At 56.1% G+C, this 16,124-nt stretch carries 15 protein-coding genes and 1 pseudogene; 5 read left to right on the top strand and 11 right to left on the bottom strand.

The window, feature by feature from the left end; all coding sequences use genetic code 11:
• Nucleotides 1-36: 36 nt before the first annotated feature.
• The 10 genes and pseudogenes from BQ9843_RS02500 to BQ9843_RS02465 all read right to left on the bottom strand — a co-directional run bounded on the left by BQ9843_RS02500 (nt 37) and on the right by BQ9843_RS02465 (nt 9,808).
• Nucleotides 37-1,680: a peptidoglycan D,D-transpeptidase FtsI family protein gene (locus tag BQ9843_RS02500; protein ID WP_230205553.1), complete on the bottom strand. Its 1,644-nt coding sequence runs from the start codon at nt 1,678-1,680 to the stop codon at nt 37-39.
• A 187-nt stretch (nt 1,681-1,867) separates the two neighbouring features.
• Nucleotides 1,868-2,371, bottom strand: coding sequence for an FtsB/FtsL family cell division protein (locus BQ9843_RS02495; RefSeq protein WP_022386998.1), 504 nt, complete (start codon nt 2,369-2,371; stop codon nt 1,868-1,870).
• A 93-nt stretch (nt 2,372-2,464) separates the two neighbouring features.
• Entirely contained in the window at nt 2,465-3,430 is a 966-nt protein-coding gene (rsmH, locus tag BQ9843_RS02490; RefSeq protein WP_022386999.1) for a 16S rRNA (cytosine(1402)-N(4))-methyltransferase RsmH, read from the bottom strand.
• Between the two features lie 33 nt (nt 3,431-3,463).
• Nucleotides 3,464-3,805 carry a division/cell wall cluster transcriptional repressor MraZ gene (locus BQ9843_RS02485; RefSeq protein ID WP_407641411.1) on the bottom strand — a complete coding sequence of 114 codons (342 nt, stop codon included), beginning with the start codon at nt 3,803-3,805 and terminating at the stop codon, nt 3,464-3,466.
• A 15-nt stretch (nt 3,806-3,820) separates the two neighbouring features.
• Nucleotides 3,821-4,060 (bottom strand): annotated as a pseudogene (locus BQ9843_RS08970) (MraZ N-terminal domain-containing protein); the annotation flags it as partial.
• A gap of 578 nt (nt 4,061-4,638) precedes the next feature.
• On the bottom strand, nt 4,639-4,803 hold the full coding sequence (locus BQ9843_RS08855) for a hypothetical protein (RefSeq protein WP_230205552.1): 165 nt from the start codon (nt 4,801-4,803) through the stop codon (nt 4,639-4,641).
• A 103-nt stretch (nt 4,804-4,906) separates the two neighbouring features.
• Nucleotides 4,907-5,929: a site-specific tyrosine recombinase gene (locus BQ9843_RS02480; protein WP_230205551.1), complete on the bottom strand. Its 1,023-nt coding sequence runs from the start codon at nt 5,927-5,929 to the stop codon at nt 4,907-4,909.
• Nucleotides 5,930-5,950: 21 nt separating this feature from the next.
• Nucleotides 5,951-7,612 carry a CTP synthase gene (locus BQ9843_RS02475; RefSeq protein WP_075843768.1) on the bottom strand — a complete coding sequence of 554 codons (1,662 nt, stop codon included), beginning with the start codon at nt 7,610-7,612 and terminating at the stop codon, nt 5,951-5,953.
• A 191-nt stretch (nt 7,613-7,803) separates the two neighbouring features.
• On the bottom strand, nt 7,804-8,121 hold the full coding sequence (locus tag BQ9843_RS02470) for a hypothetical protein (RefSeq protein WP_075843767.1): 318 nt from the start codon (nt 8,119-8,121) through the stop codon (nt 7,804-7,806).
• A 205-nt stretch (nt 8,122-8,326) separates the two neighbouring features.
• Nucleotides 8,327-9,808 carry a DUF1846 domain-containing protein gene (locus BQ9843_RS02465; RefSeq protein ID WP_075843766.1) on the bottom strand — a complete coding sequence of 494 codons (1,482 nt, stop codon included), beginning with the start codon at nt 9,806-9,808 and terminating at the stop codon, nt 8,327-8,329.
• 172 nt (nt 9,809-9,980) lie between these two features.
• Here BQ9843_RS02465 and BQ9843_RS02460 point away from each other — a divergent pair, with 172 nt between their 5' ends.
• From BQ9843_RS02460 to BQ9843_RS02440, 5 genes are all read left to right on the top strand, one after another.
• Nucleotides 9,981-10,814, top strand: coding sequence for an ABC transporter permease (locus BQ9843_RS02460; RefSeq protein WP_075843765.1), 834 nt, complete (start codon nt 9,981-9,983; stop codon nt 10,812-10,814).
• Between the two features lie 9 nt (nt 10,815-10,823).
• Nucleotides 10,824-11,594, top strand: a complete 771-nt coding sequence (locus BQ9843_RS02455) for an ABC transporter ATP-binding protein (RefSeq protein WP_022386368.1) — start codon at nt 10,824-10,826, stop codon at nt 11,592-11,594.
• Nucleotides 11,595-11,621: 27 nt separating this feature from the next.
• Nucleotides 11,622-11,942, top strand: coding sequence for a helix-turn-helix domain-containing protein (locus BQ9843_RS02450; RefSeq protein WP_052445292.1), 321 nt, complete (start codon nt 11,622-11,624; stop codon nt 11,940-11,942).
• Nucleotides 11,943-12,127: 185 nt separating this feature from the next.
• Complete coding sequence (locus BQ9843_RS02445) at nt 12,128-14,035, top strand: fructose-1,6-bisphosphatase (RefSeq protein WP_075843764.1); 1,908 nt, start codon at nt 12,128-12,130, stop codon at nt 14,033-14,035.
• 286 nt (nt 14,036-14,321) lie between these two features.
• Nucleotides 14,322-14,711 carry a GtrA family protein gene (locus BQ9843_RS02440; RefSeq protein ID WP_075844092.1) on the top strand — a complete coding sequence of 130 codons (390 nt, stop codon included), beginning with the start codon at nt 14,322-14,324 and terminating at the stop codon, nt 14,709-14,711.
• A 320-nt stretch (nt 14,712-15,031) separates the two neighbouring features.
• Here the strand turns inward: BQ9843_RS02440 and BQ9843_RS02435 are convergent, their stop codons facing one another.
• Nucleotides 15,032-16,123: a DUF4430 domain-containing protein gene (locus tag BQ9843_RS02435; RefSeq protein WP_022386372.1), complete on the bottom strand. Its 1,092-nt coding sequence runs from the start codon at nt 16,121-16,123 to the stop codon at nt 15,032-15,034.
• Between the last annotated feature and the right edge of the window lies 1 nt (nt 16,124).

The raw sequence follows: 16,124 nt of genomic DNA, 5'->3' as shown, positions 1-16,124 counted from the left end.
TGTGTGAATGCAGGCGCAAACAACGCAGCCCAGCTTCTAAGAGGTGGGCTGAATGTCCAAAATAGTCAAAGCACTTTCCATGACGGTGGCAAAAGGCGTCGCGGCGGCGGTTGAGATATAGGGCGTTCCGTCAAGTGTCACATAGACCATCACCTGGGGGTCGTTTGTGGGCGCGAAACCGATAAACGAGGACATGTAGACGTCTTTTTGGTAGCCGCCATCCTCACTCGCGCGCTGTGCGGTACCCGTTTTGCCCGACACATCATAGCCAGGAACCTGACCAAGCGTACCCGTTCCCTCGTCTACAACGGTCTTCATCATATCGGCAATTTGTCTAACGGTCTCTTTGGAAAAAACGCGCTTTTCCTTTGCCGACCAGTCCTTCTCCTCGCCCCCACAGGACTTGAGAAAATGTGGAACGGTCATAACGCCCTTGTTCGCGATAGCACTCATACCGTGAAGTACACTCACGGGAGACAGGGAGATTGCCTGACCAAAAGACATAGCGGCGACACTTGCGCCATCGTATTCGTCGCGGTCTTTAACGATGCCCAAACTCTCACCGGGAAAATCGACCCCTACTTTTTTGCCAAAACCAAACTTCTTTATATATTTGGCAAAGAGGTCGGCTCCGATTTGCTTGCCCACGAGCACCATGCCGGTATTGGAAGAGCGGCGTAGAATTTCACGCATGGTCATGGTCATGGCGTAATCACGTAAATCGGAATCATACACGTCGTCGTCGCCCGCCTTGACAGTCGAAGGGACCTCGTAGGTCGTATCGGGGCCGGCGATGCCTTCTTCAATAGACATGCCACATACAAACGTCTTGAAAACGGAGCCAGGCTCGTAGGCATCGGTCACAACGCGCAGATTCATATCCTCGGCACGCGCAGTCGAAAGATCACTGGGGTTGTACGTGGGATAAGAGCAAGCTGCGAAGATGTCACCGGTTCGAGGATCGGACACGATAATGGAACCGTAATTCGCATTCGCTCGCTCGACAGCCTCGGCCAGAGCCTCCTCTGCAGCCTGCTGAATGTTGACGTCAATCGTCAAAACGATATCGGCACCGTCTTTTGCAGCCACCTTCTTGTAGGCGCCACCCGCCACATAGCTGCCATCGGCCGCATGCTCGCGCACGATAGAGCCGTTTGTGCCCATCAACGTATCCTCATACTGGAGCTCGAGTCCAGAAATACCGTTGTGCTCGGTATCGGTTACGCCCAGCAGCTGGGCGCAGGCGTTCCCAAAGGGATAAACGCGTTTCATGGAGGGCTCGAGCACGATGCCGGCAAGGCCATACTTCTCGAGCTTCTTGCCCTCCTCGGTATCTACTTTTCGCTGGATATAGGCATAGCTGTTTCCATTGACCGCCGCGTTGCAGGTTTTTTCGTCCACGTCCAAGACATCCATCAAAGCACGGATTACCTTGTTCTTCTTATCGACCTGGCTTGGGTTAACCGCGATGTCATAGCAGCTCTCGCTCGAAGTAAGGACATTGCCGTTACGGTCGTAGATAGTTCCACGCTTGGCATAGAGCGTCTGATTGTAGACACGGCGCCAATACAGCTCATTTTCGGCACGATCGTCACCAAACACTTGGTATCTTCCAAGCTGGAATCCACACACAGCACCCGCAACGCCAAGAAGCGCCAAGACAAAGGTACGCCTTGACACGGGCTCATGCGACACGTCCGCATGCAGCAGATCGGTCTTCGGTGTAGCCCTGCGAGCGCGCATAGCGCTACGTTGGGCCGACTGCGAGGTCCGAAGACGTGTTACGGCATCGTTGTTATGGTGGTTTTGGTTTTGTGGCATGAAGCACCCGGGATCTAGAGCTTTTGACTACAGCATCCTATCACGGTTATTCGGCAGCAGGCGCCTGTTCCGCAGAAGCAGCATCCGATCCGGCATCCGCCGTCTGATCGCCCGAAAAATCGAGCGTGGTAGTGTCGTCGTCCCCAGCACTCACCATACCAAGTGTTCCGGTAGCAAGATCGCGAATGCGCGTTTCGGAACCGTAGACGGAGCGCATGACCTGCAAGTTCGAGCTCTCCTGATGCGCCTGCTCAAGCGAAGTCGCCGCTTGTGCGTTGTTGTTGAGAAGAGCGGTGGTTGCGCCAGCGAGCGCAATGCGGGCAAAGCCCACAACGCAGAAGAGTGCCACGAACACGAAGGCGAGCTTCATGACATGCGTGAAGTACGGGCTTACAGCCTGGTTGGCCTCGAGGCCCTCACCCGATACAACATCGAGTCGCGGACGTTCGGGTGCCACCGGAGCCGGAGCTGCCGTGCGATTGGGATAGGAGACGGGTTGCGCCTCGTACATATCATAGGCGTATGCGGCATTTGAAGCGCGATATGCCATGGCTGCAACCCCTCCTTCAACATCGTGGTGCTACATTTCTAGTTCGTTTAAACGTGCGCGGAGAAGGACTGCTCGATGGACCTGCCGGGGTTATTAAATCCTCTCGGCAACGCGAATCTTCGCAGACCTCGCCCGCGGGTTGCGCTCTACCTCTTCGGCAGACGCAGCCAGGGGTTTTCGGGTTATGACCTTGACTATCGGCACATGACCGCACACGCACACCGGAATATCCGGCGGGCATATGCACCCTTGGCTCTTTTCCTGGAACAGACGCTTGGTGATACGATCCTCAAGCGAGTGATACGAAATCACACAGATACGACCGCCAGGATTTGCCCAGCGAATCGCCGCTTCTAAGCCGCTCTCCAAGACATCGAGCTCATGGTTGACCTCAATGCGGATCGCTTGAAAGCTGCGACGCGCAGGATGTTTTCCGTGACGTCTCGCCGCGGCGGGAATCGCCGCCTTGATAACGTCCACGAAATCGTACGTGGTGCGAATCGGTTTCTCGGCGCGCACGCGAACAATCTCGCGGGCGATCTGCCGGGCGAACTTCTCCTCACCGTACACGCGAAGAATGCGAGCGAGGTCTGCTTCGTTATATGTGTTTATGACCTCAGCTGCGTTTAAGGGATTGTTACTCGCATCCATCCGCATATCTAAGGGGGCATCTTCGTGATACGAAAAGCCCCTTCCAGGGAAATCGAGTTGCGGGCTCGATACGCCCAGGTCGAACAGGAAGGCGTCCACGCCGGGAACCTGTGCCGAGCAAAGCAGGCGGTCCAGGTCTCCAAAGTTGCCCTTGAGCAGCTTATGTGGGGTGCCAGGAGCCTCGGTGTCGAGTCGCTTTCCCGCGGCCTCCAGCGCCATGTCATCCTGATCGATACCCAGAAGCAGGCCAGTCTCCCCCACCTGCGCGGCCATCTTCACCGAGTGACCAGCGCCGCCGAGCGTGCAATCGCACACCACGGACCCGGGTTTGAGATCAAGGCCCTCGAGCACCTCGGGGAGCATTACGGGTTCATGCCGATATTCAGGTGTCAAAGTGCCCTCTCCCATACATGTCTCCTTAGGCGCCGTTAATGATGTCGACTAGCGATCGAAGAAGTTCGCCAGAGCGTCATCGACATCGGCCTGATGCTCCGCGTAAGCCTGACGATTCCAAATCGTAAGGCGGTCGCCGTCACCGGCGATTGTCACCTCGCGATCGAGATTCACCCGGTTGCGGTCTGCCTCCGGCAGGCTGATACGTGCGGCAGAGTCTATTTCGAGTGTGGTTGCCGCACCATTCAGTCCGCTTCTGACAGCACGATGATCTTTGCGGGTGGGGTCGTAACCACCATCTCGCTCGAACACGGCGTCAAGCCAAGCCTTGAAGGTGTCCTCGGTGAACACATACAGGGCATCGACTTCCTTTTCAGGGGCGGGAAGCACACGCACACTCTCACTGAGCTGCTTACGGAAGGCGGGCGGCAGAGAAAGGCGGCCTTTAGCATCGAGATTACGCTCGTACGTACCACTTAAATACACTGCTGCACACCCCCTAGGCTTACTCGTGGGCGAATGCGGGAGCCACCCCGCTGTCGACGCTTTCAATATTATGGTCTGCGGGCACTTTTCGCAACACTTTTTCCCACTTTCTCCCCCACCGTCCCCCCACCGCCCCACACCACACCCCACCCACCCCATTTAACGCTTTCAACAAAACACAAGATGTTGTGTTTACAAACAGCACTGCGTCAATAACTCGCCCTTCCCTGTTCGATGATTGCACAGAAATGGGGCGGGACTTTTTTCCTGAGAAAAGAGGCTAATTGTGACGAAACTGTTTAACCCGCAGGTAGAGAGCTTGAAGAACCGCAACGCACCTGTGGTGGGAGAAAATGGGGGCAATTTGTGGGGACTCGATCGAACCATTATCTATATATAGTGAAAAAGTCCAAAAAACGATTCGCACGCTAAATAAAACTGGCACGATTATTCAGCCCTTTACGCTTGAAGCGAACTTCCCGTCCGGCTTTTAGAGCCCCATGGGAACCAATCCCACAGACGCAAACGAGCGACAGCTCTTGATGCATACCGCGGCGCGTGTCAGGTAGACTTCGATGGGGTCTGCGACGAACAAGGGCACCTTTTGCTGTATANGCACCTTTGTCTGTAGAGCGCAACAGGCTAAGCGTTGGATTGGTCCTGTTACAAAAGGATCCCCGCCACATCAATCGAGCGGCCTGTTGCTTTTGGCGGATCGCCCATCGAGTAGCAGATTCTCAAAAACATCCTGCGGCATCAGCCAGAAGAACGGCGGTTTTTGAAGCAGACCTTGGCAGCACGGCCCAAATGACTGGCGGTTTTTCAAACACTTTTAAATGAGTGGCGGTTTTTGAAATGCCCCAAGGCCAAAAACTGCCTATAGATGGATGATTATCCGCCACACATTCGAAAAACGCGATTTACCGCCACACATTTGCGCGTGCGAGAGCAAAGGCGGCACGACGTCTACGGAGACTTACGACGGCAGCGCACCCAGCGTACCCCTTAGGCGCGAGGATGCGCCGAAAGGTATACCTCGCGCAGATGGGTGCGGTCGACATGGGTATAGATCTGCGTCGTAGAGATGTCGGCATGCCCCAAAATCTCCTGCAGGACACGAAGGTCGGCACCGCCCGCAAGCATATGGGTTGCAAACGAATGACGAAGCGTATGGGGATGCAGCCCCTCGATACCCACCAGGCGGCCGTAGCGCTCGCAGATGGCATGAACGGATTGGCGCGATATGCGTCCGCCGTTCTTATTCAAGAAAACACCCGGGCACGCGGCGACACGACGAGCATGAGCCGCCAGCTCATGGCGTGGCCCGTCGAGATAATCGACAAGAGCCTTGAGAGCAGAGCCGCAAAGGGGCACCAAGCGCTGTTTCGACCCTTTACCGAGCACGCGGACAAACTCGTCATCCAAATAAAGATCTTGTACGTCTAGGCCCACCAATTCGCTCGCGCGCAGACCGCAGCCATAAAGGACCTCGAGCATCGCCCGATCGCGCGCGCCGGTGGCACCGGTTGGAAACTCTTGATCAAGCAATGCCCGCGCAGCATCGATGGAAATATAGTCGGGCAGACGCTCCTCTTTTTTGGGAAGATGCACGTTGGCCGTTGGATGAGTCTCGCAGATCCCCTCGCGCACCAAAAAACGGTGGAAGCTCTTCACCGAGGAAAGCGCGCGCTCGATCGACGCGCTCGCATAGCCGCACTCACGTCGCGCAGCAACAAACGCCTCCACATCCACACGTCGAACGTCCTCGGGAGCATCGATGCCCCGTGCGATCAGATGCACAAGATACGCCTCAAGATCGCGACGATACGCAGCTACAGTATTTCCGGAGAGATTGCGTTCCACCACCAGATGATTGAGAAAATCACGTACGTCATGCTCAAGTGGGGTCTTACCCGTAAGAAGATCTCCCGCCGACCGTCCCTGAAAAGCTCCTGGCGCCCCAGAAACGAAAGGGACCTTCCGATCCCGCGTCGTCGCAGAATCGGAAAGGTCCATACGAGCATTCATATCGCGAGAGCGTTGCAACAACTACTTCTCCTGCGGATTATGCGGGTTCACAAGCTCGCGCGATGTGCCCTCATGCTGGCCGATAGCCGCACGAACGAACTCGCGGAACAGCGGTTGCGGCTTGGTCGGACGGCTCTTGAACTCGGGGTGTGCCTGGGTGGCAACAAACCACGGATGAACATCCTGGGGAAGCTCTATCATCTCGACCAGACGCTCGTCGGGCGAAATGCCGGAGATAACTAGTCCCGCCGCGGTAAGCTGGTCACGATAAGCGTTATTGAACTCAAAACGGTGACGATGACGCTCGTAAACAAGCTCCTCCCCATAAGCCTCGCGCGCGAGAGTGCCCTCGGAGAGCTTGCAGGGATAGGCGCCCAAACGCATGGTGCCGCCCTTCTCGGTCACGTCTTCTTGCGAGCTCATAAGGTCGATAACGGAATGCGGGCCCTCGGGGTCGAACTCCGAAGAACTCGCGCCCGCAAGACCGGCAACGTTGCGAGCAAATTCGCACACTGCAACCTGCATGCCCAGGCAGATACCCAGATAGGGAATCTTATGCTCGCGAGCATAGCGTGCGGCGCAGATCTTTCCATCAAAGGCGCGCTTGCCAAAACCGCCAGGCACCAGAATGCCGGAAGCGTCGGAAAGAACCTCGTTCACATTCGAGGCATCAAGGCTTTCTCCGTCAACAAGCTGGACATCGACATGGCGATCATAGAAGATGCCCGCATGGTGCAGAGCCTCGATAACGGAAAGATAGGCATCGGGAAGCTGGGTATATTTGCCCACTACGGCAATCTTGATGCGATCCGCATGCTTGTTAGCATGGTTTTGCTTGCCAATGAAAGCATTCCAGTCGGCCATATCGCGTTCGCGCGGGTCGAGCCCCAGGCGCTCGCAGACACGCAAGTCGAAATCCTGGTCTGCCAAAAGGCCCGGAACATCGTAGATGCTCGCACAATCTTCATTGGTAAACACGCAATCGGTGTCGACATCGCAGAAGCTGGCGATTTTGGAGCGAATGCTGTCGTCGATATCGTGATCGGAGCGCAAGACGATGATGTCGGGTTGGATGCCAAAGCTGCGCAGCTCCTTGACGGAATGCTGTGTGGGCTTGGTCTTGACCTCGTGAGCTGCGGCGATATAGGGAACCAAGCTCACATGGATGAAGCAGACGTTCTCGGGGCCAGCATCTTTGCGATACTGACGGATGGCCTCCACAAAGGGCTGCGACTCGATGTCGCCGATGGTTCCACCCAGCTCGGTGATGACCACGTCGGAGCCCGTCTGTTCCTCGATGCGGCGGAACTTATCCTTGATGGCGTTTGTGACATGGGGAATTACCTGGACGGTGCCGCCCAGAAAATCGCCGCGGCGCTCGCGCGCGATCAAGCTCTTGTAGATAGCGCCAGTGGTGAAGTTGGAATCGCGGGTAAGGTTCTCGTCGATAAAGCGCTCATAGTGACCAAGGTCGAGGTCGGACTCATAGCCGTCCTCCGTAACAAAGACCTCGCCATGCTGGAACGGACTCATGGTGCCCGGGTCGACGTTGAGATACGGGTCGGCTTTCTGCATCGTCACCTTGTATCCGCGCGACTTAAGAAGACGGCCCAAAGAAGCCGCCGTGATGCCCTTGCCAAGCGACGAAACAACGCCACCAGTTACAAAAACATGCTTGGTCATATTTAGTTACCTGCGCTTCCCGTAGAAGTTTCCATTGTCTTCGACGGGTCTTTATTGTACGACGAGACTTTGGACATGCTATTGAAAATTAAAATCGAAATAAAAGAAATCGGGCAGTCCCGGCATCGGATGCCAGAACCGCCCCTTCTAAAGCAGTAGCTTCGGTGGCGCCCCGAAAGCAAGAAAGGCAGCTATCGCTTTTCTGAAGCGATGCGCTTCCCCATCTCCAAACCTTTGAAATACCACCTGCCAGAATCGGTGATCGAATACGTGTTGGGGAGCTGCGCCCCGACCTCGGTAAAGTGAACTTCTTGATCGAGCAGTCCCGCTTCGGATAATCGGGAGATGGCGGCGTGGATGCGCCATTCGCTTACACCAACCTGCTTGGCGAGCCATGCACGGGAGAGCCCAGCAGCGTCGCCTCTTTTTTCCACGGCATCGATACTCTGTAGAATCGCCAACTCGACGCGCGCCATATCGGCAACGCTTGCACGTCCCCTACCTGCCATGCTATGTCCTTAGAACGTTCCGTCACTGCGCCATGGGCGGACACGCGACCGGGCTCATCCGGCCGCCCTTGCATATTTTAGGGCAATAAAACGCGCAAAATGTAAAAAATCGGCATGATAGCGCATATTTTTGGCAGGCGGACAAAGACCGGCCTCAGGCTCTCCTGGACCGGTCTTTATCAAGGGCATTTTGTTGCAAAGTAGCCTAGCGATGGTAAAGCGTATGGCGCTCGTACTTGGGCTCACAGCACACGTTGATACCCAAGCGGCGCATGACTTCCTCGTCGGTGGGCGAGATGATCACGCTAAAGAACGCATCGCAGCCGCGCAGCTGTTCAAGGCCGGAAAGGACGCGCGCCGCAACCTCGCTCTCCGCCGAAGTGATGGAGAGGGCCATGAGGGTCTCATCGGTATGTAGGCGCGGATTGCTGCTGCCCAGGAAATGAGTCTTCAAGCGGCTGATGGGCTCGATGGCATCGTCGCTGATGACCTCGACCTCAAGGTCGACACCGGAAACAGCCTTGAGCGCATTCATCAGAAGCGAGCTGGCGCAACCCAGGCGATCGGATGTCTTGCCGGTAACCACAGAGCCATCGGGCATGACCATGGCACCCGCAGGCGCCCCGGTCTCCTGCTCGCGGGCGCAGGCCGCGGCACGCGCGGGAGAGTAGTTGATATCGACGCCCGCCTTGGTCATGATGCGCTTCAAGCGATCGACCTGCTCATCACCCATACCGGTGCGACGAACCTGCTCGCGGCCGGCAAAATAGCGGCGCACAATCTCCATGCGACTCGCATCGGAGCACGCCTCGTCGTCGGTGATGGCAAAGCCCACCATGTTGACGCCCATGTCGGTTGGGCTCTGGTAGAGGCTCTCGCCCAAGATCTTCTTCATAAGCGCACGGACCACGGGGAACGCCTCGACGTCGCGGTTGTAGTTAACCGCGGTCTTGCCATAGGCTTCCAGGTGGAACGGATCGATGATATTCGCATCGTCAAGGTCGGCGGTTGCCGCCTCGTATGCGATGTTGACGGGATGCGAGAGCGGCAGGTTCCACACAGGGAAGGTCTCGAATTTGGCATAGCCAGCTTCGACGCCGCGCAAGTGTTCGTGGTAGAGCTGCGACAAGCACGTGGCAAGCTTGCCCGAGCCAGGACCCGGGGCGGTAACCACCACAAGGGGGCGCGTCGTCTCCACGAACTCGTTCTTGCCATAGCCCTCGGGCGAAACAATCAAGTCGACATCGTGGGGGTAGCCCTCGATGGGATAGTGCAGCTTTGCGGTGATGCCCAGCTCTTCTAGGCGATGGCGGAAGACATCGGCTGCAGGCTGACCCGCATATTGAGTGATAACAACGGCGGCGACGGCAAAGCCGTTGCTGGAAAACAGGTCGACAAGACGCAGGACATCCTCGTCGTACGTGATGCCCAGGTCTCCCCTCGCCTTGTTCTTCTCGATATGGTTCGCGTTGATGGCGATGATGACCTCGACCTCATCGGCAATACTTTTGAGCATGCGAAACTTGGAGTCGGGCTCAAAGCCAGGAAGAACGCGGCTCGCGTGGTTGTCATCAAAGAGCTTGCCGCCAAACTCCAGGTACAGCTTGCCGCCAAACTGTCCGATACGCTGGCGGATATGCTCCGCCTGCAGCTCGATGTACCTGCCGTTGTCAAACCCCTGACGCATGCGACGGGCTCCCTCCATAACGATATGGTCTCGTATCCAACGGGAGATTATAGCGTGAGAGGGCGGCTTTTCGGCACGACAGGCGCGCTCATGCAAAAACGATGCCGAAGCCCATACCGTGCTACCATAAACTTTCGAACAATACGGACCACCTGTTCAAGGAGCACCGCTCGTGGCAGATACCTCATCAAGATCTACATCCACCCACGCAAAAACCGGGTTTCAAAAAGATATCTTTATCCTCAAGCAACTGGTGAGCAAAGACTTCAAGATCAAATACCGCCGCAGTTTCCTGGGCGTTGCCTGGAGTGTGCTCAATCCGCTGCTCATGATGATCGTGATGGCCATCGTGTTCACCACCATCTTCGCCCAGGGTCGCAACGGCTCGGTCACGCCGGAGATGTACCCGCTCTACCTCATTGTGGGTAACGTCACCTTCGCCGTGATGTCTGATTCCACAAGCCAGGCGCTCTCCTCCATCATCCAAGCGTCCTCGCTCTTGAAGAAGGTCAAGGTCCATCGCTTTGTGTTCCCGGTGCAAAAGGTCCTGTTCTCGCTCGTGAACTTCGCCTTCTCGCTTATCGCCGTCGCCATCGTCATGCTGTGGTTCCACGTGGTGCCCACCTGGCATCTGCTGCTGCTTCCCGTCTGCCTGATTCTGCTCATGTTCTTCTGCATGGGCTTGGGCCTTTTGCTCTCTGCCGCAACGGTCTTCTTCCGCGACGTCATGCACCTGTGGAGCGTCGTGCTCACGGCTTGGACCTACTTCACCCCAATCTTTTGGACCACCGACTTCATCCCCATGATGGACTCGCACATCCTACGCGTCTTGATGTATGCCAACCCCATGTACAACTACCTGCAGTTCATGCGCGAAATCTTCTTGTTCCAGACCTGCCCCACTCCGCTCGAGTTTGGGCTTTGCGTAGCCTGGGCGGTTATCGCCATGGCTATCGGCTACACCGTCTTTCACAAGAACGAGCACAAGTTCATCCTCTATATCTAGGAGCCCGGCATGTCAGATGCAAAGAACGCCGCGGCAGCGGCCGAGGAGTACGCCGTCGAAGTCAACGACGTCACCATGATCTTTAACATGGCCTCCGAGCAGCTCAACAACCTCAAGGAATACTTCATCAAGCTCGCAAAGCACGAGCTGTTCTTCAAGGAGTTCCGCGCGCTCAAGCACATCAGCTTCAAGGTGCGCCGCGGCGACGTGGTAGGCCTTGTGGGCACCAACGGCTCGGGCAAGTCCACCATGCTCAAGGTGATTGCCGGCGTGCTGGAGCCCAGCGAGGGCGAGTGCATCGTGCGCGGCAACATCGCCCCGCTCATCGAGCTGGGAGCAGGCTTTGACATGGAACTCACCGCGCGCGAGAACATCTACCTCAACGGGGCGCTGCTTGGCTACACCAAGCAGTTTATCGACGAGCATCTAGACGAGATCGTCGATTTTGCCGAGCTGCACGACTTCATGGATATGCCGCTTAAGAACTACTCCAGCGGCATGGTGGCGCGTATCGCGTTTGCCATCGCCACCATCACCGAGCCCGACATCCTGATTGTCGACGAAACCCTCTCCGTTGGCGACGTCTTTTTCCAGCAAAAATGCGAGGAGCGAATCCAGCACTTCATCGAATCGGGCGACGTCACGGTATTGTTTGTCTCGCACTCCATCGAACAGGTCGAGCGCATCTGCAAGCGCGCCGTCTGGATCGAAAAGGGCGATCTTCGCATGGATGGCCCTGTCAAAGAAGTATGCGAGGCATATCGCAACCAGTTCAACTAGCCCGCGGGCAGCAATCGAAAGCACAATATGCCCCATAAGATCGAGAAGGCGGAAGGAGTCTACACCGCAGGCACCCTTCCGCGTATTTTAGGCGACAACCTCCGCCGTGCGCGCGAGGAGATGGGTCTTTCCCAAACACGCTTTGGCCTGATGGTCGGCCTTTCGCGTCAGATGATCAACACGCTTGAATGCCGGGGCTGCAATATACAGATTGACTCGCTGCAGCGCATTGCCGACGGGTTGGATATTCCCGCTTGGAAGCTCTTGGAAGACCATACGGGCGAATGCACCGAGCGCGAAAGCTCCCACTCCACACATACGCATCGAGACGCACACGTTTGCTGGTAGGCATCGGCGGCAGCTGTGCGTGTGTAAACGGAATACACCCAGCCCGCGCACATACCGTCTCCATGCTAAAACGCATGACCGTTTGATTCTTTGATAGCCCCGCCTTGTCGCGCCGCATCATGGCTACACTGGTATATGCCAGCCATTGCGGCAACAACGCCCCTCGAGCGACAAGGAGCATATCAATGGTCGCTACAGAACGTGCCGAACAAACCATGAAGTACCTCTCGCTGCTCTCGCAGCAGTTTCCCAACCAGCAGTCTGTCTTCACCGAGATCATCAACCTGCAGGCGATTCTCAATCTGCCCAAAGGAACCGAGCACTTTATGAGTGACCTGCACGGTGAATACGAAGCCTTCATGCACATCCTCAACAACTGCTCGGGCGTTATTCGCGAGCATGTTGACGAAATATTCGGCGATACGCTGTCCGACTGCGAAAAGGGCGACCTGTGCACGCTCATCTACTATCCAAGCGAAAAGCTGCGCCTGGTACGTGCGGCGAGGCGGGACTCCCCCACCTGGTACAAAGAGAATCTCAACCATCTCATCACCGTGGCGCGCTCCCTTTCGAGTCGCTACACGCGCTCCAAAGTCCGCAAGGCCATCCCTCACGATTACGCCTATATCATCGATGAGCTGCTGCATACGCACCCGGATGAAAACAACTACCGCATTCGCTATCACGAGCGCATCATCGACTCGATTCTCGAGACCGACTCGACCGACGACTTTATCCGCTCGCTCTCGGCGCTCATCAAACGCCTGGCAGTCGATCACCTGCATCTTGTGGGAGACGTCTTTGACCGTGGCGGCGGTGCGGCAAAAATTATGGACCGCTTGATGGACTACCATTCGCTCGATATCCAATGGGGCAATCACGATATCTTATGGATGGGAGCCGCTGCAGGCGAAGAAGCGTGCATCATCAGCGTCTTGCGCAATAATCTGCGCTACGACAACTACGAGATCCTCGAAAACGATTATGGCATCTCGCTGCGCGCCCTTGTTGCCTTCGCAAACAAGACCTATCACGCCAACGACAGCATCACACCGCTCATCAAAGCCATCAACGTCTTGCTGTTCAAGCTCGAGGGGCAGATCATCATGCGCCACCCCGAGTTCGACATGCAAGATCGTCTGTTGCTCGACAAGATCGATACAAACGAGGGCACCATCGATATCAACGGCACTACCTGGAAGATGCGCACAAACGACTTCCCCACCGTCGATCCCGAACGCCCTTATGATCTTACAGAGGAAGAGCAGGCTATCGTCAATAAGCTCGTAGCGGAGTTCACTGGAGCCGATCATCTGCGTCGCCATATCGAATTCCTCTACAGCCATGGGTCCGTTTATCTGGTACGCAACGGCAACCTTCTGTTCCACGGCTGTGTTCCCATGAATGACGACGGCACGTTCTCGAGCTTCAATTGCATGGGAACGTATCGCTCTGGCCGCGATTATCTCGATTTTTGCGACAACGTAGCCCGCCGCGCATGGCGCACGCGCGAGCGCGATGCCCTCGACTGGATGTGGTATCTGTGGATCGGCTTCAAATCGCCAATGTCCGGCCGCCTCGTCAAAACCTTCGAGCGCTCTTATATCGAGGACCGTACCTCATGGGAAGAGCCCATGGATCCATACTTTACCCTTACGCACGAAATCCCTGCATGCGATGCCATCATGCGTGAGTTCCGCCTTCTGCCGGGCACGGGTCATATCATCAATGGGCACACACCGGTCAAAACCGTTGCAGGCGAAAAGCCTATTCGCGCTGACGGACGCCTCCTGGTGATCGATGGCGGCTTCTGCCGCGCCTACCATCCCAAAACCGGCATCGCAGGCTATACGCTCATCTCCAGCTCGCGCGGCATGCGCCTAAAGGCGCACGAAGCGTTTAAGAGCGTTGACGAGGCTTTGACCAGCAACGCCGACATCCAAAGCGTGACCACGCGTTTTGATGTCGCAAAACGCCGCTTGATGGTTTCCGACACCGACACCGGCGAAGAGATCCGTCGTCATATCAACGACCTGCGACTCCTGCTTGACGCGTATCGAAACGGCGTCTTGCCCGAGGTCCGCCAGGTCTAACTGCACGCAAGCCCGCATGGCGCACGAGGCAGACGCTGGGTCGTGCGGGCTGCGGATTTTTGACCAGCTTTGAGCCGTTCCTACCCGGCATTGCCGATTCTGCCCAGTAAACAACATTCGGCCGTTTAGATGGCCTTCACCTACCGCCTACGGATTTGTAGGCTTAGTAGTTTTGTAAGGCCACCCCTTACCTTTGCATAACAAAACCCATAAAGTATCTCTTCGGACTTACTACCTTATGTCCGTAAGCGTCTAATCAGGAGCATCTGTGCGAAAACTTGCCAACATGCCAACAACAAAGCAGTTTGCAAAATTCGCCGTGGTGGGATTTGCCTCCCTCGCGGTTGATTACGCCTTGCTGCTGGTCTTGGTTGAATGGATGCATATCGACCTCCTCTTTAGCACGACGATCTCGTTTATCGCCTCTGTGATAGTGAACTACGCACTGAGCATGCGCTTTGTCTTTGAGCATAAGGAGGACATGAGCCGCAAGCGTGAGTTCACAATTTTTGCCATCCTCTCCGCCATCGGGCTTGGTCTCAACGACCTGTACATGTTTGTAGGCGTTGCTGTTTTCAACATTGGCTACCAGTTCATGAAGCTCGTATCCACGTTCCTGGTAACCTGGTACAACTACTTTAGCCGTCGTCGCTTCTTGGACGGCAGCCACGCGTAGCACACGGCAATTAACGATTTGGCAGATTAACGCCCTGTGGAAAACTCCGCAGGGCTTTTTTGTATATGCCGGGGTACACGCACGCAGAAGAGCAAAGAGCAGCGAAAGCGGAGGACCCGCCACCCGTGTCCCAGCACGACATAACTAAGACGCAGTCCTTGGCCCCCATACCTTAAGCCCAGACAGAGCTATAAAACACCTAGTTCAAGAGCCGGGCCAGCACAGTAGAGAAACCCACCACCCGCCGCGTAAGAAAAAACGCCGGGACCGCAAAGGATCCCGGCGCAATTGGGCAATCGAATCAAAGCGATACCTAGAGGCTACTCCCCCGTCACATATCGCCAGACGATCTTCTCACCGCCTGCAAGCTTATAGTTAGCGCATGACGTCATGGGCATTACGCCGTTGACGTAATACGTCCAGCCGCTCTTGCCACCGTGCTCTTTCTCGGCAAGGCCGCCAATCGAAGAGACATATAGACCAAACTGCGTATTGCTGGCGTTGATACTCACGCCAGTTGCGCACAAGGCGTCATAGACCGTTGCTCCAGCAGGAATCGAAACAGATGCCGAAGAGCTACCGGCGCCAACCGCAGAACCATCCACGGTGACAGAGACGGTAATGCTCGCATCCGCTTGAGCAGGGGAACTCGAACTCGAGCCAGAGCCCGAGCCTGACCCCGCTTGAGACTGGGCAACAAGAACACTATGCGATTCCGTTGTCTTGACAAGAACCTCACCTTGCGAGGTGGCCTGCTCGATAACGGTAACCTCCGCATCATCGGGCAAAACAGGAGCATTGCCCGCTTCTTGTTTGAAGCCGTGGTCTTTACCAAGGGCAGCATACGCGTCGCCCGAGATGCGATACCCATCGCAACCAGCAAGGATTTGCGCAGTATCCTCGTTTTTGCTCTCACGCCCCACAGGATAGGAAACGACAATGCGCACGGAGCCGGCCATGTCCTCGGCAATCCAGATAACATGCGAGACCTTAACGTTCGCCTCATGCGCCCATGAAGCAAGGGCGGCTGCGCGACGCGCGGTGCTGGTGATTGCATCATCCGCCGTGGAATCGCTCGCGTTTTCAATCCAGATGCCGTCCTTGCCAAGAACAACGTTCACGTCGCCCGTCGAAAGAGAGACATCGTCCGAACCGTATTTGAGCTGAGCGATCTGCCCTTTGACATCGTCATCGGTCACTGAAGAAGATGTAAGCTCAAGCGATGGCGAAGAAGACGAGCCCTCCTCGACCGTTTGGAGCGTATTGCCGCCCAGGAAGGCAAGTGGATCGGATCCGTTTGCATACTGATACGCGGACCATCCACAAAAAGCGATTACCAGAGCTGCAAGCACAGCAACGACAACGCGAACTGCCTGCGCGGCACCCGAATTCCTACGTGCAGAATTTGCCATG

The organism is Collinsella bouchesdurhonensis, from assembly GCF_900155365.1.
Classification (GTDB): Bacteria; Actinomycetota; Coriobacteriia; order Coriobacteriales; family Coriobacteriaceae; genus Collinsella; species Collinsella bouchesdurhonensis.
The sequence above is the reverse complement of the archived record's forward strand: the minus strand, read 5'-3'. Positions and strand labels throughout refer to the sequence as shown.